The sequence below is a fragment of the Arthrobacter sp. 10N418 genome (assembly GCF_056394725.1).
Genome location: NZ_JBFTIK010000004.1, coordinates 191,360 through 214,149 on the forward strand (window position 1 = coordinate 191,360; position 22,790 = coordinate 214,149).

Here is a 22,790-nt window from a genome sequence, read left to right on the forward strand (position 1 = left end):
TCTAGCTGGGTTCTGCCGCGGCCGGCTCGGCGCTTGAGGGTTCCGCAGCCGCCGGAACCGTGCCCGGGGTTCCCCAGCCCTGGAGGGCCTTGGGTTTGGCGAAGAACAGCGCCACGGCTGCGCCAAGCAGTATCACCGCCGCGGGCAGCATGATGGACTGGCCCATCGCCGTCGAGAACCCCTCGTGCAGCGCCTCGGGCAGTGTGCCGCCGAAGGCCATGGGGCTGGCCTTGCCGGACCCGCCCGGCGCCGCCGGAAGCTCCGCCGCGAGCCGCGACTGGATGAGGACGGCAATGGCCGCGCTGCCGAGGACCGCGCCGATCTGCCGCGTGGTGTTGTAGACGCCCGAGCCGGCGCCCGCCTGCCGCGGCGGCAGGTTGCGGGTGGCCGTGGAGCTCAGCGGGGCCCAGATGCCTGCGTTCGCGAACCCCAGCACGGCACTGGGCAGGAGGAACAGCCAGATCGGCGTGTCCGGGTGCATGAGCGAGGAGTTCCAGAACAGCGCCACCGACATCAGGACCAGGCCGGCCGCCGTGATGTACTTCGGGTTGACCCGGTCAATGATCCGTCCGACAACCGGCGCCAGGCCTCCTGAGATCAACGCCATCGGGACCATCATGAGCGCTGACTGGGTGGGGGTCAGGCCGCGGACAATCTGGTAGTAGAAGATCAGCGGCAGGCTGAAGGCTGTCACCGTGAAGCCGACCGTGGTGATGCCGATGTTGGCCAGGGAAAAGTTCCGGTCCTTGAAGAGCGAGAGCGGCAGGAGCGGTTCGCCCTTGTTGACCCGCTGCCATACGACGAATGCAACCAGGACCACGATGCCGGCGATGATGAGTCCCCACACCGTGATGGGCCCGGTGATGGTCCCCCAGTTGTACGTCTCGCCCTCCTGGATGCCGAACACCACGAGGAACAGCCCGACGGCGCTGAGCAGCACCCCCGGGATGTCGAACTTGTGCGGGTGGGTGCTCAGTGCCGGAACGAAACGCAGGGCCAGGATGAAGCCTGCGATGCCGACGGGAATGTTGATGAAGAAGATCCATTCCCAGCCGAGCCCGTCCACGAGGACACCGCCCAGGATCGGGCCCACCAGCGTGGCGACGCCGGCCGTGGCGCCCCAGATGCCCATGGCCGCTCCGCGACGGTCCGGCGGGAAGATGCGCGTGATGACAGCCATGGTCTGCGGAGTCATCATGGCCGCGCCGAGGCCCTGCAGCACGCGGGCCTCGATGAGGGTCTGGACGTCCCCGGAGAGCCCGCACCAGAGCGAGGCCGCGGTGAAGACCACCAGGCCGGACAGGTAGAGCTTCTTCGGGCCGAAGCGGTCGCCGAGCCTGCCGGTGATCAGCAGCGGGACGGCGTAGGCCAGAAGGTAGGCGCTGGTTACCCAGATCACCGAGTTGATGTCAGCGTGCAGGCCTTCCATAATGCGCGGATTGGCCACCGAGACGATGGTGGTGTCGATCAGGATCATAAAGAAGCCGATCACCAGGGACCAGAGGGCCGGCCACGGCCGGGCTACGTTTTCCATGGGGTTCCTTAGGGTGCTGATGGGGTGCTTGATGGGGTGCAAGGGGATGGTGGCTTTGTCATTGCCTGCGGCTCAACGGCGGCTACCACGACAGTTCCCCCGACCCGAGCTGGTCCTGGAGGCTGCGGATCCAGCCGATCTCGCAACGCAGCATGGCCTGCTGGTACTGGACGTCGATCCAGTACTTCCGTTCCACGCCCTTCCCGCGGACCAGCTCCTCCGCCGAGGCCAGGAAGTCGAGCTGGTCCTGCAGGCTCTGGAGCCGCCGGTCCAGGAGTTCGACGACGACGTCGGCCGGGAGGTTATAGGCTTCGGCGACGGCGAGCGGGAAGGACGGGTACTCGTTCGAGGGATTGGCTAGCATGTCCTGCAGCCGCTGCGTGAGCGCTTCCCGGCCGGCGGCCGAGATGGTGTACGTGGTGCGTTCCGGTCGGTTGCCTTCCCGGTCCGTTCCGGTGGCGTCGACCAGGCCGTGCTCTTCAAGGCGGCCGACGGCGTGGTACAGGGTTCCGGGGCGCACCTTGACCAGGCGGTCCTCATGCCTGGCCATGAGGAGCTGGTACATCTCGTAGGGATGCATTGGTTCTTCCACCAGCAGTGAGAGCGCGGCGACGCCGAGCGGCGTCAGGGATGTGGCCCGGGCCATGGTCCAGTGTCCTTCGTGGGCGTGTATTTCAAGGTCGGTACTTAGCATCGATTACTCCACCACGACTATTCCACATGGAGTATTGCGCTGCAAGCCGGAGCGGCGGGTCCGTGGCCGGCCGGCGGGACGCCCGGCCGTCGGCGCTCAGCCCAGGAGCGCGAGGATGTCCGTCCGGGCAAACATGTGCGCGGCTGCCCGTGCGGAGGGAGTGCCGCCGTCGGGGTCGGCGCCCGCATCGAGAAGCTCCCGGGCGACGTCGGTGTATCCCTTGAAGACGGCCCCGGCCAGGGGCGTCTGGCCCCTGTCGTTGGCCGCGTTAGGGTCGCCGCCGTGGTCCAGGATCACCCGGACCGTGTCCGGGTGGCCATGGTAGGCGGCCAGCATCACCAGGGAGTCGCCGGCGGCGTTGGTCAGGGCCGCCGGGGCGCCCGCGGCCAGGTAGCTGCCCAACAGTTCCGTGTTGCCCTCGCGCGCAGCCTGGAAGAGTGCGTGCGCCAGGGCCAGCGTCTCGTCATCAGGCGCGCTGTCCGCGGCGTTGTCCGCGGTCACCGGGTCCCCCTCAGGAATCCGGTCTGGCGCCCCACAACCTGGCCGGCGTCGGGCGCCACGATGAGCTCCTGCGCCGCCGTGTAGGGCTCGTCGCCGTCGAGGACGGTCAGCACCTCCTCCGGGGCCACGGACCGTTTGATGACAGCGAGGGCCACCGGTCCCATTTCGTAATGCTGCGCGACGGAGGTCACGGTGCCGACCTTCCGTTCGCCCGCGCGGACCTCGCTGCCGACGGCCGGCAGCGTGTGCTGCGAGCCGTCGAGCTGCAGGAATACCAGCCGGCGCGGCGGGTGGCCCAGGTTGTGGACGCGGGCGACGGTTTCCTGTCCCTTGTAGCAGCCCTTCGCCAGGTGCACGGCCGTGCGCAGGAGATCAAGTTCGTGCGGAATGGTCTTGTCGTCGGTTTCCGCACCCCACCGGGGACGCCAGGCCGCGATCCGCAGCGCCTCCGCTGCCAACGCTCCGGCCAGCGGCCGGTCACCGACCGTTGTGTCCAGCTCCGCGGCCGGGACCAGGTACTCGAACCACGGCCGCTCCAGGCCGGGGTGGGAGTCCTCGCCCACGACCGCGTAGGAGTAGCCGCCTACACCGACATGCGGCCACGGGTCCTCCCAGACCTGCAGCGCAGACCACTCCGGGATGCGCCGGGTGGAGCCGAGCACTGCCCAGTCCGCCGAGACATCGGCGATCTCGACCCGGAGCATGAACTTCATCTTGTTCAGCCATTCGGCGAGGGGGCCGGCCTCGGCTCCCTCGACGATCAGCCAGGTGGCTGCGCCGTCGTCGACCACCCGGGCGTCGAACTCGATCCGGCCCTGGACGCTGAGCAGCAGCAGTTCGGTGGACTGGCCCGGGGCCAGGTTGGTCAGCTGCTGGGAGGAGAGGGTGTTGAGCCAGCTGAGGCGGTCCGGACCGCTGACCGTCACCACGCCGCGGCAGGAGAGGTCGACGACGGCGGAGCCGGCAGCCAGCGCGCGCTGTTCCCGCAGCGGCTCGCCATAGTGGGAGGCGACGCCGGCATCGGGGCCAGCGGCTTCGACGGCGCCCGGGCGCGACAACAGGGGGCTCTTGGTAGTCATACTGGGGGAACGTCCTTGGGTCGGTGGGTATTCCGGTCCCGACAGGCCCGGGCACCGGCGCTTCGTCCGACGGGCGGGCTCAGCGGTATTCCGGGTTTTCGAAGTCGAACCGGGTTCCGGACTTCCAGGCCTCCGGGAGGTTTCCGTAGGCGGGGATCCCCCCGGCGTCCTTGAGTACCCGGGCCAGGTGCAGCAGGTTCCAGGTCATGAAGGTTGTGTTGCGGTTCGTGAAGTCGCTTTCCGGACCTCCGGAGCCTTCGTCGAGGTAGCTCGGACCCGGCCCGACGGCGCCGATCCAGCCGGCGTCCGCCTGCGGCGGGATGGTGAAGCCGATGTGCTGGAGGCTGTAGAGGACGTTCATGGCGCAGTGCTTGATGCCGTCCTCGTTGCCGGTGATCAGGCAGCCGCCGACCTTCGGGTAGAACGCCCACTGCCCTTTGGAGTTCAGTTGCCCGGAGTGGGCGTAGAGGCGCTCGATCAGCTTCTTGGTCTGTGAGGAGTTGTCGCCCAGCCAGATCGGTCCGGCGACGATCACGATATCCGCCGCCTGGACGGCCGGGTATAGCTCCGGCCACTCATCGCTGGCCCAGCCGTGCTCGCGCATGTCCGGGTATACGCCGCTGGCGATGTCGTGGTCCACGGTCCGGATCACGCGGGTGGTGACGCCCTGCTTCTCCATGATCCGGCGGCTCACGTCGATCAAGCCCTGGGTGTGGGATCTCTCCGGGGACTTCTTGAGTGTGCCGTTGAAATACACGGCCGTGAGGTCGCTGTATCCGGCAGTCTTCGCCGTGGCATTCGCTGTGTCATTCACTGGGTTTCTCCCTGCTCGCTGGGACAACGGAAAATCAGTGAGACCGGACTTCAGCTTACTTTCTTGAGGATGGCGGAGGCATGCGCCTCCAGGCCGCCGCCCGGCGTCGACCCCTTGCCGGCTGCCACGTCCCAGCGCCACAGCAGGTTCCCGTCCACGAGTCCGAAGATCCGGGTGGCTGCCGTGTACTCCTTGGAGTGGCTGCCGCGCATTACCATGTCGGTGCTGAGCTGGATCTGCGGTCCCTTGATCTGGCCGTAGTAGAGCTCGGAGATCCCGCCCGGATGGGAGATCGACACTGAGATGTCGAAGCCGCCGTCCTTGTTGCGCAGGGCTTCGACCTCGTCGGCGCTCTTCAGGACCGGAACGATATCCGCCGGGATCAGGCCCGGGCCGCCGTCCTCGTCGCGCTGTTTGCGTTCGAGGGCCCAGAAGCCGGTCTCGACCGTCAGCGGACGCAGCTTCGTGCCGTCGTCGTCGGTCAGCCAGCTCTCGGCACGGTACTGAAGGTACGGCAGGCCGTTGTGGGTGAAGGAGACCCGCTGCAGGAAGTGCTCCGAGTCCTCTTCCCCCGCCCCAAGCCGGCCGCTGCCCTCCCACTCACCAATGAGCCAGGACAGCGGAACGATTTCGGGCGTCAGATCAGTAGGAATTTCAATCGGCACGGCAACTACCTCTGGAAACTGCGGGGTCTGGACAGGTGTGTAACTTCAGGCGTTTACTTCTGGCCCTTGAAAAGGCGGTAGACCACAAAACCGGCAAACCAGGCCATGGAAAGGCTGGCAACGCCGAGAAGAACAAGGAAGAAGATTTCAAATGCAAGTACGGACATGATGCCATCCTAACGCTTTAGTAGATGAGTAGTTTGTCTATGAAGTACGCCAGGGAACCGACTGCGGACACCGGTCCCAATCCCATGCCGAGGACGGCCAGGAAGTTCAATTCGTCGCCGCGGAGGATGAGCAGGCGGCGGAAACTGACGAGCACGGCACCCACCACGGCACCGACCACGGCGGCCGGAAGGACGGCGATGTCGGAGAACACGAGGCCTGCCAACGGCCCCGCCAGCCCTGCTGCGATGATTCCCAGTGGCGCCACCACGCGGTCCGGCCAGCGAATGAGGCCCGCCAGCAAGGCCACCGCGGCGCTGATAGCGGCCACGAGGAACATCTCCAGGCCGCCATTGAACCGTGCGCAGGCGATCCAGCCCGCCCCCAGGCAGGACAGCATGACGCCCGCACAGGAGCCGAGCGTGGATTCGAGGCGCTGGGCCTGCCCGGTACCGCGGAGCAGCTGCATGACGAAGACGGCCATGACACCGGCGGCCATGAAGGCCGGCGTCCAGTCAAGGAATCCGGGAGCCGGGAGGTAGGTGGCGGCCACGGCGGACCCTACTCCGGGCAGGCCGGTCAGGGCGGCCAGGGTCTTCTTGGCGGGAATGCCGAGGAAGTGGGGCCAGCCGACGCCGACCCCGACGGCGGCGAGCGCCGCTACGGCCAGCAGGACGCCCGGCGAGGAATAGGCACCGGCGACGATGGCGGCGAGTCCGGCCAGGCCAATGACGGCCATGCTCCAGGACTTCACTGCCCGCCCGCCGTCGACATATCCGTCATGGCCGTACCTTCGCTCACTGCAGACCCCAATTCGACTCGGCGCAACTTTGTCGGGGCTGCGGGCCCCGACGGATCAATCCTGCCCTATGTGACCGATATATGTCGCAAAAGGACCGGCCGCAGGTGACGGGACCATGGCCGGGAAGGGGCATTTAGGTATACTCATAACTTAGCCAGGCTTCACGCTGCGGCACCGTATTGCAAGGTATTTTGCAGTGCCCGGGACCGCGGCGGGGAGCCGGTACCGGCCGGTGAAAGCCCGGTTCAGAGACGCCCAACGATGCGCGGACACCCCTTGGAGGAACCATGTCGCACATCCTGCTACTGACGAACAGCACCGGATCATCGGTGGACGTCCTGCCTGCTTTGGAACTGCTGAACCACCGCGTGCACATCCTTCCGGCCGAACCCACGGCCCTGCTCGAGACCGATCCCTGCGACATCGTTCTGCTGGATGCCCGCAAGGACCTCGTCGGCGCGCGGTCCCTGACCCAACTGCTCAAGGCCACCGGCCTGAGCGCCCCGTTGATGCTGATCCTGACCGAGGGCGGCATGGCCGCTGTGTCCTCCGCCTGGGCCGTGGATGACATCCTGCTGGAGTCTGCCGGCCCGGCCGAGGTGGAAGCACGGATCCGCCTCGGCGTCGCCCGCGCCGTTCCCGAGCAGGACGACGCCCCGTCAGAGATCCGCGCCGCCGGCGTCGTGATCGACGAGGCCAGCTACACCGCGCGGGTCAACGGCGCGCCGCTGAACCTGACCTTCAAGGAATTCGAACTGCTGAAGTACCTGGCCCAGCACCCCGGCCGTGTCTTCACCCGCCAGCAACTCCTGACCGAAGTGTGGGGTTACGACTACTACGGCGGCACCCGTACCGTGGACGTCCACGTCCGGCGGCTCCGGGCCAAGCTCGGCGCCGACCACGAGAACCTGATCAGCACGGTCCGCAACGTCGGCTACCGCCTCACCCTCGTCCGCCAGCCGGAGGACGAACTGACGGAGGCCTGACCGTGGACCCAATCCGGGGACACCGCCTGATGATCACCGGCTAGTGAACGCCATCCACTGATTGCCATCCATTGAACGCAGGAGGCCCCGGACTCAAGAGTCCGGGGCCTTCTATTCATGCTGTCAGTGGAGGACATACGGGTCGAACGTATCGAGGCCACCCCAGTGGTGGATCCCCCTCACATCCGGCTCAACGCCGGATGAGTTATCGACTATACGTCCCCTGCCGGGAACGATCAAATCGGGCGCTGATAGCCTTGCATCATGAGTCCTGCGCACCCGGAAAACTGGCCCGTCCTTGCCGTCAAGGGAAGCGCGGATGAACAACTGCTGAGCGACGTCCGCGCCCTCGTGAGCGCCGCGGCGGAATCCGACGGGAATCCCCCGCTCTCCGAGCAGACCCTCGTGACGCTGCGCGCCGCCGACGCCGGTGCGCATTCGGTGCTGACACTGGCGCTGTACTCCCCTGACGACAAATCCGATCCTGCAACGGCGCGGGACCTGGCCGGCTTTGCCGTCGTGGTCGACGAACCTGACGGCACCGGGGTCCTGGAAATCGCCGTCCACCCGAGCTACCGCAACCAGGGCGTGGCAGACCGGCTGGTTGGCGAACTCAAGAACACCCGGGGCTTCGCCGGCCTGAGGGCGTGGTCCCACGGAAACCATGAAGCCGCGGCAGACCTCGCCGCGCGTTACGGCTACGGCCCTGTCCGCGAACTGTGGAAGATGCGGCTCACCACTGCGGCGGCGCAACTGCCCGGCGCGGCCGTGCCCGACGGCGTGAGGCTCCGGGCCTTCGTCCCTGGCCAGGATGAGGACGCCTGGCTGGCCGCGAACAAGGCAGCCTTCGCCCATCACCCGGAGCAGGGCAGCATGACGCGTGCGGACCTCGAGGCCCGGATGGCCGAGCCGTGGTTTGATCCTGCGGGCTTCCTGCTGGCAGTGGACGCCTCGGACCGGATCCTGGGGTTCCACTGGACGAAGGTGCACCCGCGCCACGGCGACCACCCCGCGATGGGCGAGGTCTACGTTGTGGGCGTTGCCCCCGCAGCGCAGGGCTCCGGACTGGGCAAAGCCCTGACAATCGCCGGCATCAAGTACCTGCAGGACCTCGGACTCCACGCCGTCATGCTCTACGTGGACGCGGACAATGTCCCGGCGGTAGCGCTGTACCGCCGCCTGGGCTTCACCCGCTGGGATGTCGACGTCATGTATGCGCCCCTGGCCGGACCGTAATCCGCCCGGCGCGCGGGCCCTTCGACGCGGTCGAAATCTGGGCTCGCTCCGCGGCGATTGCTTGTAAGGTTGAAGCTAATCGCGCCAGCAATGAGGAGAGACCATGCAACGGGAATCTGCCCCGACAGCCACGTCTAACAACAAGGTGCGTCCAGTGCGTGCCCGTTTCGGCTCCTCCGAAGTGCCGGCCTCACGTGCCACCCAGGACCGGATCGACATCCCCGAATTCGCCCCCAACCTGGAGCCGGAAGGCGACATCAGCCCCGACCGGTTCCTGGACCGGGAGCTGAGCTGGCTGGCGTTCAATTCCCGGGTCCTGGAGCTGGCCGAAGACCCCAACCTCTACTTGCTGGAGCGGGTCAGTTTCCTGTCCATCTTCGCGTCCAACCTTGACGAGTTCTTCATGGTCCGCGTCGCCGGGCTCAAGCGCCGGATCGCCACAGGCCTCGCCGTGCCCTCCCCGGCCGGGCTGAGCCCCATGCAGGTCCTCGAGCAGATCGGCGAGGCGGCCCACCGCCTGCAGCAGCGCCACGCCCGGGTCTACGCAGAACAGATCCGTCCCGCCCTGGCCTACGAACACATCCACCTCATGCACTGGGAAGAACTCGACTCCCAGGCCAAAGACCAGCTCAGCGCCATGTTTGCCGAGAAGGTCTTCCCGATCCTCACGCCGCTCGCCGTGGATCCGGCCCACCCCTTCCCGTACATTTCCGGGCTGTCCCTGAACCTGGCCGTCGTGGTCCGCAATCCGGTCAGCGACAAGGAGCTCTTCGCCCGCGTCAAGGTCCCGGACCAGCTGCCGCGCCTGATCTCGATCGACGGACCCCGTGCCGGTTCCGTCCCCGGGCGCGTGGCGCGGTTCATCGCCCTTGAGGAAGTCATCGCCGTCCACCTGGACCAGCTCTTCGCCGGCATGGAGGTCCTGGAGCACCACACGTTCCGCGTCACCCGCAACGAGGACGTCGAAGTGGAAGAGGACGACGCCGAGAACCTGCTGCAGGCCCTGGAAAAAGAACTGCTGCGCCGCCGCTTCGGCCCTCCCGTCCGGCTCGAGGTCACCAACGACATCAACCCGAACATCCGGGCCCTGCTCATCCGCGAACTCGGCGTCGAGGAATCCGAGGTCTACTCCGTCCCGGCCCCGCTGGACCTGCGCGGGCTGTCGGTGATCGCCGGCATCGACCGGGCGGACCTGCACTACCCCAAGCACGTCCCGCACACCTCGCGCTACCTCAACGAGTCCGAGACGTCCAAGGCCGCCAACGTCTTCGCCGCCATGCGGCGGCGGGACATCCTCCTGCACCACCCGTACGATTCGTTCTCCACGTCTGTCCAGGCCTTCCTCGAACAGGCCGCCGCGGACCCGAAGGTCCAGGCCATCAAGCAGACCCTGTACCGCACCTCCGGCGACTCCCCGATCGTCGATGCGCTGATCGACGCCGCCGAGGCCGGCAAGCAGGTCCTGGCGCTCGTGGAGATCAAGGCCCGCTTTGATGAGCAGGCCAACATCTCCTGGGCCCGGAAACTGGAGCAGGCCGGCGTGCACGTGGTTTACGGCATCGTGGGCCTCAAGACCCACTGCAAGCTCTCCCTCGTGGTGCGCCAGGAAGTGGACGGGTTGCGCCGCTACTGCCACATCGGCACCGGCAACTACCACCCGCGCACGGCCCGGTACTACGAAGACCTGGGCCTGCTGACGGCCAACGAGCAGGTGGGCGAAGACCTCTCGAAGCTCTTCAACCAGCTTTCCGGGTATGCGCCGAAGTCCACCTTCAAGAGACTGCTCGTGGCTCCGCGCTCCGTCCGGTCCGGGCTGATCGACCGGATTGAAACCGAGATCCGGAACGCCAGGGCCGGCATCGCCGCCCGCGTCCAGATCAAGGTCAACTCGATGGTGGACGAAGCCATCATCGATTCCCTCTACCGCGCATCCCAGGCCGGGGTGCCGGTGGACGTGATCGTCCGCGGCATCTGCTCCCTGCGCCCCGGCGTCCCGGGCCTTAGCGAGAACATCACGGTCCGTTCCGTCCTGGGCCGGTTCCTGGAGCACTCCCGCGTCTTTGCCTTCGCCAACGGGGGCGACCCGGTCGTCTACATCGGTTCGGCCGACATGATGCACCGTAACCTGGACCGCCGGGTCGAGGCCCTCGTTCAGCTCACGAGCGGCGATGACACGACCTATGTCCTGGACATGCTGCGCCGGTACATGGACCCGGGGACGGCCAGCTGGCATCTGGACAGCTCCGGGGACTGGATCCGCCATCACCTGGCGGAGGACGGCCGGAACCTCGACGACGTCCAGTCCTGGCTGCTCGCTTCACGCTCGCGGCAACGCTCGACGAGCCTGCGTTAGGGGCTCTGGCAGTGTCTTACGATTTGACGAGCGATTCGCTGGTCGCCGACCAGAGCGACCGCACCGGCGAAGCCGTAGCCGTCGTGGCGGCGGGGGCCGTGCCGTGGCGGATCAACAAGGACGAGCTTGAGGTCCTGCTGATCCACCGTCCGCGGTACGACGACTGGTCCTGGCCCAAGGGCAAGATCGACCCGGGCGAGACCGTCCCCGAGTGCGCCATCCGGGAGGTGCAGGAGGAGATCGGGCTCCAGGCCCCCCTGGGCATCCCGCTTCCGCCCATCCACTACCACGTGGCGGCCGGGCTGAAGGTCGTCCATTACTGGGCCGTCGACGTCGACGGCGCAGCGCTGCTGCCCGACGGCAAGGAAGTGGACAGCGTCCTGTGGTGTTCGCCGGAGAAGGCTGCCGGCCTGCTGAGCAACCCCAGTGACGTAGGCCCGCTCGAGCACCTCGTCGCGGCGCACAGCCGCGGGGAACTGGAAACCTGGCCGCTGCTGATCGTACGCCATGCCAAGGCCAAGCCGCGCTCCTCCTGGACCAAGGCCGAGGGCGACCGCCCGCTCGCGGCAACCGGGACGCGGCAGGCGCAAGCCGTCGGGCGGCTCCTGCGCACGTGGCAGCCTGCGCGGGTCGTGACGAGCCCGTGGCTGCGGTGCGTCGCGACGATCGCGCCGTACGCCAAGGCCGCGGACGCCAAGGTGAAGCTCCATGACTCCCTGACCGAGCACCGGCACGCCCGCAGCCCGCACAAAACGGCCGCCGTCGTGGAGGCACTCTTCGACAAACAGCGTCCCGTGGCCCTCTGCACCCACCGCCCTGCCCTGCCGACCGTCTTCGCGCAGCTCGGCAAGCACATGAGCTCCCGCCTGCGCGCCCTGCTGCCGTCCTCGGACCCTTTCCTGGCGCCGGGTGAGATGATCGTGTGCCATGTGGCGCACGGGAGCAAGAACAAAGTTGTTGCCGTGGAGAGGTTCCGGCCGTTCGACGACTGACGCCGGTCATGACCGGCCTCAGTCACAGAGGGGCTCCGCTTTTGGAGACCTCAGTAGACTGGGACCGTGAGCATTCCAACGCCCTATGAAGACCTGTTGCGCGATGTCCTGGAACACGGCACGCACAAATCGGACCGTACCGGGACGGGTACCCTTAGCGTGTTCGGCCGCCAGCTGCGCTTTGACCTGGGCAAAAGCTTCCCGCTGATCACCACCAAGCGCGTGCATTTCAAGTCCGTGGCCGTGGAGCTCCTGTGGTTCCTGCGGGGGGACAGCAACGTGAAGTGGATGCAGGACCAGGGCGTCACCATCTGGAACGAATGGGCGGACGCCGACGGCGAACTCGGTCCCGTCTACGGCGTGCAGTGGCGCAGCTGGCCCACCCCCGACGGCGGCCATATCGACCAGATCGCCGAACTCGTCGAGAACCTCAAAACCAACCCGGACTCGCGCCGGCACATCGTCTCGGCCTGGAACGTCGCCGAACTCAAGAACATGGCGCTCCCGCCCTGCCATGCCTTCTTCCAGTTCTACGTCGCCGGCGGCAAGCTTTCCTGCCAGCTGTACCAGCGCTCCGCGGACACTTTCCTGGGTGTCCCCTTCAATATCGCGTCCTACGCGCTGCTGACGTGCATGCTGGCCCAGCAGGCAGGCCTGGAACCGGGCGAATTCGTCTGGACCGGCGGGGACGTCCACATCTACGACAACCACATGGACCAGGTCCTCAAGCAGCTGGCCCGCGAACCTTACGACTACCCGCAGCTCAAGATCACCCGCAAGCCGGAGTCCATTTTCGACTACACCTTCGAGGACTTCGAAGTGGTCGGATACCAGCACCACCCGACGATTAAGGCGCCGATAGCCGTATGAGCAACAACGAAAACCCGCAGCAGGGCGCCCAGACCACGCCCTTCACCGAGGACCTGGCTGCTTCCCTCACCGGCCTGGGCGTGATCTGGGCACAGACGAACACGGGTGTCATCGGCAAAGACGGCGGAATGCCGTGGCACCTGCCGGAGGACATGAGGCACTTCGCCCGGCTCACCACCGGACACCCGGTCATCATGGGCCGCAAGACGTGGGAATCCTTCCCCGACAAATACCGTCCCCTCCCCGGCCGGACCAACATCGTCATCACCCGTCAGGAGGGCTGGGGTGCGACGCCCGCGGCCGAGGGCGCCACCGCTGTGAGGTCCCTGGATGACGCCCTGCTGGAGTCCCAGTTCGCGCCCGGGCACGACATGGTCTGGATCGTCGGCGGAGGGGATATCTTCGCCCAGTCGATGGACCTCGCCGACGTCGCCGTGATCACCACGATCGACGCGGCCACCGAGGGCGACACCTTCGCTCCGGAGCTCGGCTACGACTGGACCACCGGGGCCAGCCTGCCAGCCGACGGGTGGCTGACGTCCGCCAGCGGAACCCGCTACCGCATGACCCAGTGGCGCCGGACCAAGGGCTAGGAATGCTGAAGAAACCCGAAACCCTGTTCGTCCTGGGCTACATGCTCCTCCCCCTCCTGGCGTTGCTCTCCGCGATCGTGGGACTGACCATGATCCTGGGCGGCAACAAGATCCTCGGCGCGGTCGTGCTGGTTGTGGTGACCCAGGTCTTCACCTTTGGCGCTGTCTTTGCGCTGCGTCGCCGCAAGGCGGCCCTGCTGGAAGAGCCGCGCGGCGACTAGGGGCGTGCGGCGACTAGGGGCGTGCGGCGACTAGGGGCGTGCGGCGCCGCTGTTCAACAGTCCAGGACTGGACCGGGCATTCGGCGATGACATCGCCGCGCTGTGGCGCGGGGACAAACTAGATGCCGTCCCCGGCCCGCCCGGATGGAGGGGTCAGGCTGCGGACGTGTTGGCCGCTGGCGGCCGGCAACTGCTTGTCCCCCCGGATCCGGACGGATGGGTTTGCCCGACCGCCCTGGGTGATGATGCCGGTCCAGCCACGGCTCCTCTGGACGATGACGGACTCTTGCAGGCACCGGGGAACAAGCCCGTCCGGGGTGGGGCCGCCGCGGACGCGGGACGGAGCAGTGACGTAACCGACTGCGCCAGCCCGGCCGCAAAGTCTAAACTGGCCCAATGACTACAGCAGCTACTCCGTCCGTCGGCCTGGTCGGCTGGCGCGGCATGGTCGGTTCCGTCCTGATGCAGCGCATGCAGGACGAGGGCGACTTCGCCACCATCAACCCGGTCTTTTTCTCCACCTCGAACGCCGGAGGTGCCGCCCCGGCCGTTGCGGGTGCTGCGGCGGGCGCCGCCGGCAAGCTCGAGAACGCGTTCGACGTCGATACCCTGGCGAAGCTGCCGATCATCGTCACCGCCCAGGGCGGGGACTACACCAAGCAGGTCCACGGCGAACTGCGCAGCCGGGGCTGGGACGGTCTCTGGATCGACGCCGCCTCCACCCTGCGGATGAATGACGACTCGATCATCGTCCTGGACCCGATCAACCGGGACGTCATCGACGCCGGCCTCTCCGGCGGTGTGAAGGACTACATCGGCGGCAACTGCACCGTCTCCTGCATGCTCATGGGCCTGGGCGGGCTGTTCAAGAACGGCCTCGTCGAATGGGGCACCTCGATGACGTACCAGGCCGCATCCGGCGGCGGCGCCCGGCACATGCGCGAACTGCTGAGCCAGTTCGGCACCCTCAATGCCGAGGTGAGCACGGAACTGGACGACCCGGCGTCGGCCATCCTGGAGATCGACCGCAAGGTCCTCGCCCACCAGCGCACCAACATCGACGCCAGCCAGTTCGGTGTCCCGCTGGCCGGCTCGCTGATCCCCTGGATCGACGCGGATCTTGGCAACGGCCAGTCCAAGGAAGAGTGGAAGGCCGGTGTGGAGACCAACAAGATCCTGGGCACCTCCGGCGAGGAGCACATCGTCATGGACGGGCTGTGCATCCGGATCGGAGCCATGCGCTCACACTCCCAGGCGCTGACGCTCAAACTCCGCGAGGACCTCCCCGTGGCCGAAATCGAGAAGCTCCTGGACGCGGACAACGAGTGGGCCACTGTGGTTCCCAACACCAAGGAAGACTCCATGGCCCGGCTGACCCCGGTGGCCGCGTCCGGCACCCTGGACATCCCCGTGGGCCGCATCCGCAAGATGGAGATGGGCCCGCACTACATCAGCGCCTTCACGGTAGGCGACCAGCTCCTGTGGGGCGCGGCCGAACCGTTGCGCCGCATGCTCAACATCGCCACCGGGAACCTCTAGGGCGTCCCCGCACCAAGGAACCTGCGGTACTTCGCGGCCTGCACCCCGAACGACTTCCGGGCGGCAGGCCGCAGTCCGTTAACCGCGTCAAATGGTTCGGGTACGACGCCGGTGCTGGGGCCGTTCCCGGACTTCCCCCAGGTGCCGACCACTTCGCCGCCGGCCACGATGGTCTTCCTGAACATGCCGTTGCCGCCCGGAACGATCTTCTCGGCGTGCCGGGACGGCAGCACAAGGGATCTGTCCGTATACCCCAGCAGGAACTCATCAAACCCCGGGAGTGCCAGTACGGACCGCTGGCCGGGGACGCCGTCCTCGAGCAGCGCCGCCGTCTCCGGCGAGAGCCAGTAGCCCGTGTCCTCGAACACGAGCTCCACCAGGCGGTCGCGCACGGCGGCCAGGGCCGGCCGGACCTCGGTCAGCGGTATGCCCGACCACCAGGCAAAGTCGCGCTCCGTGGCGGGGCCGTGGCTGCGCATGTACCGCAGCAGCAGTTCCGCGATGCCTTCCGCCCGGTCCAGCGTCCGCGACGAACTGATCCACTCATCGAAGGCGACAACGCGCTGCTGGTTGCCCGCAAGTGGTCCCTGCACAAGCCATGCCCGCTGGCACAGGACCCCCAGCAGGTGGATGCCCCGCTGGCCCGCCGTCGACTGTCCCGCCTCCTCAAAAGCCCGGAACAGCTCGTCCCGCGTGGCGGCTCCCCCGCCGCAGACCAAGTGCACTGCCGCCTTCCGGGCTGTCTGGATGTCCTCAGCAGCGATGCCGAGCTCGCGGTGGCGTCCGGCCATGCCCCGGACCATGCGCCCGGAGGTAATGCCCAGGACCCACCGCAGGTCTTCCGGCGCGATCAGGTGCAGGGTCCCCCGCATCGGCCAGGAGCGGACGATCTCGCCCCGGTCCAGGGCAGCGCGGACGTCCTCGAGGCGGGCGCCCGGGACCCGCTGGCCGACCGCCCACAGGGCGGACTGGAGGTCCTGTGCCTGCATCGACATCATCCACCGCACGGCGTCCTGCGCGGTGCCCAGGCCCGGCCCCAGCAACCCCTGCGAGACCAGACGGAGCCTGCCCATGATTCCGCGGCTGAGCCGGGAGCGCACCACTGCTGCCATGCACCCATCGTAGGACCGGGGACCGACACCCGCCACGGACGCGGCCCCGTCCGCACCGGCTGCCGCACCGGGTGTTCCCAGCCGCCGTCCAGCGGACCTCTCTACCCTTGTTGCATGACCATGAGTGAGATGTGGCCGCGGCTGCGGCCCCTGTGCAGGAAGCTGGCCCTGCTGGGCTGGGCCTCCAGCGCCGCCGGCATGGCTGCCGGGCTCGCCGTCGCCATCGCCAGCGGCACACGGATCTCCCCCATGATGAGCACTCTGCAGCTGGTCGCCGGCGTGTGCATGGCACTGTCCGTCGGCAGCTTCGTCACCGCCGCCACGCTCCAGCCCCGCGCCCATGCGCGGCACGACACCGAGCCGCGGAGCCGTGACCTCCATGTCGAGACAGGCGGCGAGTTCCCGGCCACCGTGCAGAGTTTCCTCCTGGGCTCGGTGGCGCTGCTCGCCGGGGCCGTCGCCTTCGCCTGTGCCGGACTGGTGCTCCAGAGCGGGCCCAGCCCCCAGTCCGTCGCGTTTTGCCAGGTCTTCCTGCTCGGAGCGGTGGCGTCCGGATTCACCTTCATGCTGTTCACCAAGGTGTCGCCGCCGCGTGGGAGCAACTGAGCCCGCGGGAGCAGCTGAGCCCGCGGGCGCTGGATCTTCCTAGAGTTCGATGCCGATGAGCAGGGGCTCCGGGTGCAGCTCAATGCCGAAGCGTTCGACGACGCCGCGGCGCACCTCCCGCGCAACCGCCAGCATGTCCGCGGCGCTCGCGGCGCCCCGGTTGCTGATGGCAAGCGTGTGCTTGGTGGACAGCGAGGCCCGTCCGCCGGAGATGCTGTCAGGGGCGAGCCCGAAGCCCTTTCCGAAGCCTGCCTGGTCGATCAGCCACGCCGCCGAGAGCTTGACCAGCCCGTCCGACCCGCCGGGGTATCGCGGAGCCTCGTCGGGGAGTCTGCCGGCCACGTCCGCGGGGACGATCGGGTTCGTGAAGAAGGATCCGGTGGAGTAAGTGTCCCTGTCTGCCGGGTCCAGGACCATGCCCTTGGACGCCCGCAGCCGGAGCACCTCGCGGCGGACGTCGTTGGAGTAGGCCCGCTGCCCCGGCTCGACCCCCAGCGCCCGGGCCAGCTCGGCGTACCGGACCGGCGCGCTCATTCGGCCCAGCGGAAGCTGGAATTCCACGGTGAGCACCACATAGCGCGGGGATCCGTTGACGGTGGTCCGTTTAAGGACGGAATCGCGGTAACCGAACTTCAGCTCCGCGTTGGTAAACGTCTGCACCGCATTGCGTTCCCGGTCCCACGTGCGCACCGCGGCAATGGTTTGGGAGACGTCGGCACCGTAGGCTCCCACGTTCTGCACCGGTGTGGCCCCGGTGGCACCCGGGATGCCGGACAGCGCTTCGATGCCGGACCAGGCGTGCCGTACCGCGTGTTCTACGAGGGCATCCCAGTTGTGGCCGGCCTGAACCACGACGGACACCCCGCCGCACGAGTCCTCGGCATTGACCGTGAACCCTTCCGAGGCGATCTTCAGCACCGCGCCAGGGAACCCGTCGTCGGACACCAGCAGGTTGGAGCCGCCGCCGATGATCAGCAGCGGCTCCCCCGCGGCGTCGGCGGAGCGGACGGCATCGATGATTTCGGCCTCGTCCCGCGCTTCGACGTAGGTGCCGGCGGGCCCGCCGACGGCGGCCGTGGTCAGGGCGGAAAGCAGAATCTGGGTCACCTGACCAGCCTAGCCGGGATCACGCTGTCCCCTTAGCGGATGGCCCAGTCACGGTGATCTTCCGGGCCACCGGGGATAGCAGGAAGCTTGCCGCCAGCATCACCATGACGGCCAGCAGCGAGTGGAGGATCCCCACGTGCTCCGCGAGCAGCCCAAGCAGCGGCGGCCCGCAGAGGAAGGCGCCGTAGCCGATCGTGGAGACCACGGACACCCGTGCGGCCGCCTTGCGGGGGTCGTCGGCGGCGGCGGACATGCCGACCGGGAAGCCCAGGGAGGCGCCGAGGCCCCAGATCGCCAGGGCCACGTACGCCAGCCACGGCACCGGGGCGAAGACGAACAAGCCCAGACCCAGGACCGCCATCGCGGCGCACCAGCGCATGACCGGGACGCGGCCGAAGCGGTCCAGCACGAACGTTCCGGCGAAGCGGCCCACGGTCATGAAGGTGACAAAGAGTCCATAGCCGGCGGCCCCGGCGGCATCGGATTGGCCATGGCCGTCGGCGAGGGCCAGGGCCACCCAGTCGCCCGCCGCTCCTTCGGCCAGGGCCAGGCCCAGTACCAGGACGCCGAGCAGCAGCGTGCGCCGGTCCCGCCAGGCCTGGGCGATCTGGCGCTTGTTGTCCAGCGGCTCCTCCGCGGCGGCCGCCCCGATCCGGACGACAGGAATCGGGCCGGTGGACGGGTCCTCGAAGTTATCGGTTCTGGGGGGATTGAAGCTCTCCTCCCCCTGCAACGGCGTGAAGTCGGCGCGGAACCACGCCGCGGCGGTGGTCACCGAGCCGGCCACCAGCACGCCCGCCGCGGCGAGGTGCCAGAAGACGGGGATCCCGGCACCGGCAGCCCATGCTCCCAGCCCGGCTCCTGCCACTGTTCCCAGGCTGAAGGAGCCGTGCAGCCGGGGCATGATGTGCCGCCGGACGGCCCGTTCCACCGCGGCGCCTTCGACGTTGGACGCTGTGTTCCAGCTGGCGGTGCCCAGCCCGATGACCGCCAGTCCGGCGGCGACCGCCACCGGGCTGGCGAGCACCGAGGTTCCGAAGCCCGCCAGCATCAACCCGAGTCCGACCATGATGCTGCCGACCCGGATGGTGCGCCTGGAGCCAAGCCGAAGGACAATCAGGCCCGACGCGGACACTGACAGGAAGGAGCCCGCCGTCATGCAGAGCAAGAGCAGCCCGATGGTGCCGGGAGTCAGGTCCAGGCCGTCGCGGATGGCCGGCAGCCGGGACACCCATGTGGAAAACGCGACGCCGCTGGCCGCGTAGGCGACCACCACCGCGTTCCGCCAGTGCGTGATCTCGGCGGCCGGGACGAAGACACCCCTGGTCACAGCAGCATCATGGGTTACGCCAGCCTGACGACGGCCTGGGCCTTCACCAGCACCTTCTGTCCGGCGGAGACAACCGTGAGGTCCACGCGTGCGGTGCCGGCTTCGGCGTCGAGCGCTCCGATGGCGCCGCTGACCTCGACCACGGCGCCGGCCTCCGGCGTTCCCGTAGTGTCAGCGACGGGCACCGGCTTGGTGAACCGGGTCTGGAAATCAATGACGGCGGCAGGGTCGCCGGCCCAGTCGGTCACCAGCTGGACGGCGGCGCCCATGGTGAACATGCCGTGTGCGATCACTCCCGGCAGGCCGACGCCCGTGGCGAAGGCCTCGTTCCAGTGGATGGGGTTGAAATCGCCGGAGGCGCCGGCGTACTTGACGAGGTCGGTGCGGGTGACAGCGATACTGCGGCTGCCGATGCCCTGGCCGATCGTGAGTTCTGCGATGGTGATGCTCATGGCTACTGTCCCTCTCCGCGGACCAGGATGGACGAGGTGGTGGTGGCGACGGCCTCACGGGATTCGCCTGCCGTGAGGGCGAAGATTTCCGAGCGGGTGGTGATCATGGCACCGCCGCCCATTGCCCGGACGCCGTCGACGTGCAGTTCGGCTGCCAGGCGGTCTCCGGCAATGATGGGGCGGTGGTGGATGAAGCGCTGGTCGGCGTGGACCACGCGGGAGAAGTCGATGCCGGAGTCCGGATCCTCGATCAGCTGCGCGTCGGCGCGCTGGGCGACGATGATCGCGAAGGTCGGCGGTGCCACGAGGTCGCGGTGGCCCAGCGCCTGGGCGGCGTCCACCTCGAAGTGGGCGGGGTGGGTGGCTTTGACGGCGCGGGCGAACTCGCGGATCTTCTCGCGGCCGACGTCGTACACCTCTGCGGCAGGGTAGCTGCGGCCCTGCAGATCCGGATTGATAGTCATGGTTCCAGCCTATCGCCACGCCCCGGGACCGCTTTCTTCATGACAGCGCGGCCGCGCGTGACATCGGCTTTTGACATCAGTGCTTGACTCCAAGCGGTATGATGAAAACATCATTCCATCAAGTCGAGGCAGCGGCCCGGCTCCCGAGACGAGAAAGCACGCGCCCATGATTTCAGCGGCACAGACCCCCTTGTACGAGATCAAGGCAAACCTCTTCAAGGCCCTCGCCCACCCGGCCCGCATCCGGGTGCTTGAGCTCCTGGCCGCGGCCCCGGACAACGCCGCACCGGTCAGCTACCTCCTGGCCGAGACGGGCCTTGAGGCTTCGCATCTCTCCCAGCATCTGGCGACACTGCGCCGGCACGGCGTGGTGACCTCCGTCCGGTCAGCGAACGCGGTGACGTACAGGTTGGCCCATCCAAAGATTTCGGAGCTGCTGTCCATTGCCCGGATCTTCCTCCTGGACAGCCTCGCCGGTTCCAACGAACAGTTGCGGCTGGCGCAGGACCTCCCGGCCGAACACCTTGAGGGCGGGCAGCTTGCGGGGTCCGAATCGTGAGGGCCTTCCGCGGGCGCCTCGGCCGGTTCCTGCCCTCCCGCCGCGACTTCGACGGACTGCGCTCGTCTTGGAAGACGGACCTGCTCTCCGGCATGACGGTGGGAATCGTGGCGCTGCCGCTGGCCCTCGCCTTTGGCGTCAGCTCCGGAGTGGGCGCCGAGGCGGGCCTGGTCACGGCCGTGGTGGCCGGCATGGTTGCCGCCGTCATGGGCGGCTCACACGTCCAGGTCTCCGGCCCCACCGGAGCCATGGTGGTGGTCCTGGCCCCCGTGGTGGCGGCCCACGGCGCCGGCAGCATCGCCCTGGCTTCCCTCATGGCCGGCCTGCTGGTCTGCGCACTCGGCATCAGCGGGCTGGGCCGGGCCGTGGCCTTCATCCCGTGGCCGGTGGTGGAAGGGTTCACCCTTGGCATCGCCGCGATCATCTTCCTCCAGCAGGTTCCCATGGCCACGGGCACCGAGGGAATCCCGGGCCACAACACGGTGCTGGCGGCCGTTGAGAGCGCCTCCGGCGCGGCTTTTCCCACCGTGCTGCAGACGCTCGCCGTCGTGGCGGGCGTGGCCGCCGTGATGCTCCTGCTCCCGAAAGTGAACAAGGCCCTTCCGGCGAGCCTGATCGCGGTGCTGCTCGCCACAGTTGCCGCCGAACGGCTCCGGCTGGACATCCCCCGGATCGGGGAGCTGCCGCATTCCCTGCGCGCGCCGTCGCTGCCTTCCCTTGATCCTGCCGCCCTGGGCGGGTTGCTGATGCCCGCGGTGTCCATCGCGACGCTCGCCGCGATCGAATCCCTGCTCTCGGCCCGGGTGGCCGCCGGAATGATCGGGCCGGACGGCAGGCCGAGCGGGGCCTACAGCCCGGACCGCGAGCTGACCGGGCAGGGGCTGGCGTCCATCGCAGCCGGGCTCTTCGGCGGCATGCCTGCGACCGGCGCCATCGCGCGGACCGCCGTCAACGTCCGCTCCGGTGCCCGGACCAGGCTGTCCGCGATCGTGCATGCGCTGGTCCTGCTGGCGATCATCTACCTCGCGGCCGGGCTGGTGGGCAGGATCCCGCTGGCGGTGCTCGGCGGCATCCTCATGGTCACCGCGACGCGCATGGTCTCCCGGCACACAGTGACTGCGGTTCTGCGCTCCACCCGTGCTGATGCCGCCGTCTTCGTCCTGACGGCCCTCATTACAGTGGCCTTCGACCTCATCGTGGCCATCCAGATTGGGCTCGCGGCCGCCGCGGTGTTCACGCTGCGGAAGTTCGCCTCGCTCAGCGGGGTTCGGCGCGAGGTGCTTCCGGGGGTGCCGGAGGAAGGCGATGAGCACATTGCCATCTTCCGGCTGGACGGGGCGATGTTCTTCGGCGCCGCGGAGAGGGTCCTGCAGGAGATCAGCCAGGTCAAAAACATCGAGGTGGCCATCATCCGGCTGTCCCAGGTCCGGATGCTTGACGCCACGGGCGCCCATACGCTGGTGGAGGTCATCTCGGCGCTGGAACTGCGCGGCGTCACGGTCCTGCTGAAAGGGGTCCAGCCGCAGCATCTGGAGCTGGTGACGAACGTCGGGGTGATCCGTTCATTGCGCCATCACAAACACCTCTTCACGACCCTGCCCGCCGCGGTGGAGCACGCCCGCAGCCACATCCGGCGGAACGCGGCTGCTATCGCTTGAGGTTCTTCCGGATCGACTGGCCGCGGACAACGATCCCGACGAGGTGCAGGATCAGTCCCAGCCCGATCACCGGCAGGGACGCCACGGCGAGGCCCTGGTTCTGCGACGTGTTGCCGACCACGGAGAGGATGAGGCCGACGGCGATCAGGCCCATGGCGCTGAAAACGAGCGCTTTGTAGGCTGTTGGCGCGGAGGCCCAGAAGTCAGTCAGCATTGGGCCAGTCTACCGGGGCGTGCCGGCAACGCCGTGAGACGCAAAATTCCTGGCGACGCTCAAAATACCTGACGACGCGGGAATCCGGGGGCGTAGGGTATTTTGCGCGTCGCGGGGCAAATCCAGCGTCAGGACAACGTCCTTCCCGGTTGCTTCCGTACCCGCCCCGGTCACCTCCGTGCCAGCCGTGGGATTCAGGGATTTTGCCGGCCGTGGAGCCGCCCGCCCGGCAACCGGGAAGGAA

Annotated in this window: 24 protein-coding genes; 11 read left to right on the top strand and 13 right to left on the bottom strand. The window is 67.9% G+C overall.

Going from position 1 to position 22,790, the window contains the following annotated elements; genetic code table 11:
• Position 1: 1 nt before the first annotated feature.
• From AC1DCZ_RS05005 to AC1DCZ_RS05035, 7 genes are all read right to left on the bottom strand, one after another.
• Positions 2 to 1,534: a DHA2 family efflux MFS transporter permease subunit gene (locus tag AC1DCZ_RS05005; RefSeq protein WP_476973609.1), complete on the bottom strand. Its 1,533-nt coding sequence runs from the start codon at positions 1,532 to 1,534 to the stop codon at positions 2 to 4.
• A gap of 82 nt (positions 1,535 to 1,616) precedes the next feature.
• A complete protein-coding gene (locus AC1DCZ_RS05010; RefSeq protein ID WP_476973637.1) occupies positions 1,617 to 2,180 on the bottom strand; it encodes a PadR family transcriptional regulator in 564 nt (187 codons plus the stop codon).
• A 144-nt stretch (positions 2,181 to 2,324) separates the two neighbouring features.
• On the bottom strand, positions 2,325 to 2,729 hold the full coding sequence (locus tag AC1DCZ_RS05015; RefSeq protein WP_476973610.1) for an ankyrin repeat domain-containing protein: 405 nt from the start codon (positions 2,727 to 2,729) through the stop codon (positions 2,325 to 2,327).
• Entirely contained in the window at positions 2,726 to 3,808 is a 1,083-nt protein-coding gene (gene ygfZ, locus AC1DCZ_RS05020) for a CAF17-like 4Fe-4S cluster assembly/insertion protein YgfZ (RefSeq protein ID WP_476973611.1), read from the bottom strand. Before ygfZ ends, AC1DCZ_RS05015 begins: the two co-directional genes overlap by 4 nt.
• Positions 3,809 to 3,887: 79 nt before the next feature.
• On the bottom strand, positions 3,888 to 4,622 hold the full coding sequence (locus AC1DCZ_RS05025) for a flavodoxin family protein (RefSeq protein ID WP_476973612.1): 735 nt from the start codon (positions 4,620 to 4,622) through the stop codon (positions 3,888 to 3,890).
• A gap of 50 nt (positions 4,623 to 4,672) precedes the next feature.
• Positions 4,673 to 5,287, bottom strand: coding sequence for a nitrobindin family protein (locus AC1DCZ_RS05030; RefSeq protein ID WP_476973613.1), 615 nt, complete (start codon positions 5,285 to 5,287; stop codon positions 4,673 to 4,675).
• A gap of 184 nt (positions 5,288 to 5,471) precedes the next feature.
• Positions 5,472 to 6,191, bottom strand: coding sequence for a permease (locus tag AC1DCZ_RS05035; protein WP_476973614.1), 720 nt, complete (start codon positions 6,189 to 6,191; stop codon positions 5,472 to 5,474).
• A 350-nt stretch (positions 6,192 to 6,541) separates the two neighbouring features.
• Between AC1DCZ_RS05035 and AC1DCZ_RS05040 the strand changes: the two genes are divergently transcribed.
• The 8 genes from AC1DCZ_RS05040 (at position 6,542) to asd (ending at position 15,044) form a co-directional block, all read left to right on the top strand.
• A complete protein-coding gene (locus AC1DCZ_RS05040; protein WP_476893998.1) occupies positions 6,542 to 7,240 on the top strand; it encodes a winged helix-turn-helix transcriptional regulator in 699 nt (232 codons plus the stop codon).
• Between the two features lie 264 nt (positions 7,241 to 7,504).
• Positions 7,505 to 8,476 carry a mycothiol synthase gene (gene mshD, locus AC1DCZ_RS05045; RefSeq protein WP_476973615.1) on the top strand — a complete coding sequence of 324 codons (972 nt, stop codon included), beginning with the start codon at positions 7,505 to 7,507 and terminating at the stop codon, positions 8,474 to 8,476.
• Between the two features lie 103 nt (positions 8,477 to 8,579).
• Positions 8,580 to 10,829 carry an RNA degradosome polyphosphate kinase gene (locus AC1DCZ_RS05050; protein WP_476973616.1) on the top strand — a complete coding sequence of 750 codons (2,250 nt, stop codon included), beginning with the start codon at positions 8,580 to 8,582 and terminating at the stop codon, positions 10,827 to 10,829.
• 23 nt (positions 10,830 to 10,852) lie between these two features.
• Positions 10,853 to 11,821: an NUDIX hydrolase gene (locus AC1DCZ_RS05055; protein ID WP_476973638.1), complete on the top strand. Its 969-nt coding sequence runs from the start codon at positions 10,853 to 10,855 to the stop codon at positions 11,819 to 11,821.
• A 66-nt stretch (positions 11,822 to 11,887) separates the two neighbouring features.
• Complete coding sequence (locus AC1DCZ_RS05060) at positions 11,888 to 12,691, top strand: thymidylate synthase (protein WP_476973617.1); 804 nt, start codon at positions 11,888 to 11,890, stop codon at positions 12,689 to 12,691.
• Positions 12,688 to 13,284, top strand: coding sequence for a dihydrofolate reductase (locus AC1DCZ_RS05065; protein WP_476973618.1), 597 nt, complete (start codon positions 12,688 to 12,690; stop codon positions 13,282 to 13,284). Before AC1DCZ_RS05060 ends, AC1DCZ_RS05065 begins: the two co-directional genes overlap by 4 nt.
• 2 nt (positions 13,285 to 13,286) lie before the next feature.
• Positions 13,287 to 13,505: an NF038396 family protein gene (locus AC1DCZ_RS05070; protein WP_476893993.1), complete on the top strand. Its 219-nt coding sequence runs from the start codon at positions 13,287 to 13,289 to the stop codon at positions 13,503 to 13,505.
• Between the two features lie 396 nt (positions 13,506 to 13,901).
• On the top strand, positions 13,902 to 15,044 hold the full coding sequence (gene asd / locus AC1DCZ_RS05075) for an aspartate-semialdehyde dehydrogenase (RefSeq protein WP_476973619.1): 1,143 nt from the start codon (positions 13,902 to 13,904) through the stop codon (positions 15,042 to 15,044).
• On the opposite strand, the gene AC1DCZ_RS05080 is transcribed toward asd, so the two are convergent.
• Positions 15,041 to 16,156, bottom strand: coding sequence for a winged helix DNA-binding domain-containing protein (locus tag AC1DCZ_RS05080; protein WP_476973620.1), 1,116 nt, complete (start codon positions 16,154 to 16,156; stop codon positions 15,041 to 15,043). The two genes, asd and AC1DCZ_RS05080, sit on opposite strands and share 4 nt — an antisense overlap.
• Before the next feature lie 114 nt (positions 16,157 to 16,270).
• Between AC1DCZ_RS05080 and AC1DCZ_RS05085 the strand changes: the two genes are divergently transcribed.
• Complete coding sequence (locus AC1DCZ_RS05085; protein WP_476973621.1) at positions 16,271 to 16,762, top strand: hypothetical protein; 492 nt, start codon at positions 16,271 to 16,273, stop codon at positions 16,760 to 16,762.
• Between the two features lie 39 nt (positions 16,763 to 16,801).
• On the opposite strand, the gene AC1DCZ_RS05090 is transcribed toward AC1DCZ_RS05085, so the two are convergent.
• From AC1DCZ_RS05090 to AC1DCZ_RS05105, 4 genes are read right to left on the bottom strand one after another with little or no spacing between them, the layout of a single operon-like run.
• Complete coding sequence (locus AC1DCZ_RS05090; protein WP_476973622.1) at positions 16,802 to 17,869, bottom strand: UDP-N-acetylmuramate dehydrogenase; 1,068 nt, start codon at positions 17,867 to 17,869, stop codon at positions 16,802 to 16,804.
• A gap of 19 nt (positions 17,870 to 17,888) precedes the next feature.
• Positions 17,889 to 19,199 (bottom strand): MFS transporter, encoded by a 1,311-nt coding sequence (locus AC1DCZ_RS05095; protein ID WP_476973623.1) that lies wholly within the window; start codon positions 19,197 to 19,199, stop codon positions 17,889 to 17,891.
• Between the two features lie 14 nt (positions 19,200 to 19,213).
• A complete protein-coding gene (locus AC1DCZ_RS05100; RefSeq protein WP_476973624.1) occupies positions 19,214 to 19,651 on the bottom strand; it encodes a MaoC family dehydratase in 438 nt (145 codons plus the stop codon).
• A gap of 2 nt (positions 19,652 to 19,653) precedes the next feature.
• Positions 19,654 to 20,115, bottom strand: coding sequence for an FAS1-like dehydratase domain-containing protein (locus tag AC1DCZ_RS05105; RefSeq protein ID WP_476973625.1), 462 nt, complete (start codon positions 20,113 to 20,115; stop codon positions 19,654 to 19,656).
• A 166-nt stretch (positions 20,116 to 20,281) separates the two neighbouring features.
• Between AC1DCZ_RS05105 and AC1DCZ_RS05110 the strand changes: the two genes are divergently transcribed.
• Entirely contained in the window at positions 20,282 to 20,674 is a 393-nt protein-coding gene (locus AC1DCZ_RS05110; protein ID WP_476893985.1) for an ArsR/SmtB family transcription factor, read from the top strand.
• Positions 20,671 to 22,332 (top strand): SulP family inorganic anion transporter, encoded by a 1,662-nt coding sequence (locus tag AC1DCZ_RS05115; RefSeq protein WP_476973626.1) that lies wholly within the window; start codon positions 20,671 to 20,673, stop codon positions 22,330 to 22,332. Before AC1DCZ_RS05110 ends, AC1DCZ_RS05115 begins: the two co-directional genes overlap by 4 nt.
• Here the strand turns inward: AC1DCZ_RS05115 and AC1DCZ_RS05120 are convergent.
• Positions 22,322 to 22,546 (bottom strand): DUF3188 domain-containing protein, encoded by a 225-nt coding sequence (locus AC1DCZ_RS05120; protein WP_476973627.1) that lies wholly within the window; start codon positions 22,544 to 22,546, stop codon positions 22,322 to 22,324. The genes AC1DCZ_RS05115 and AC1DCZ_RS05120 overlap by 11 nt on opposite strands.
• Positions 22,547 to 22,790 lie beyond the last annotated feature (244 nt).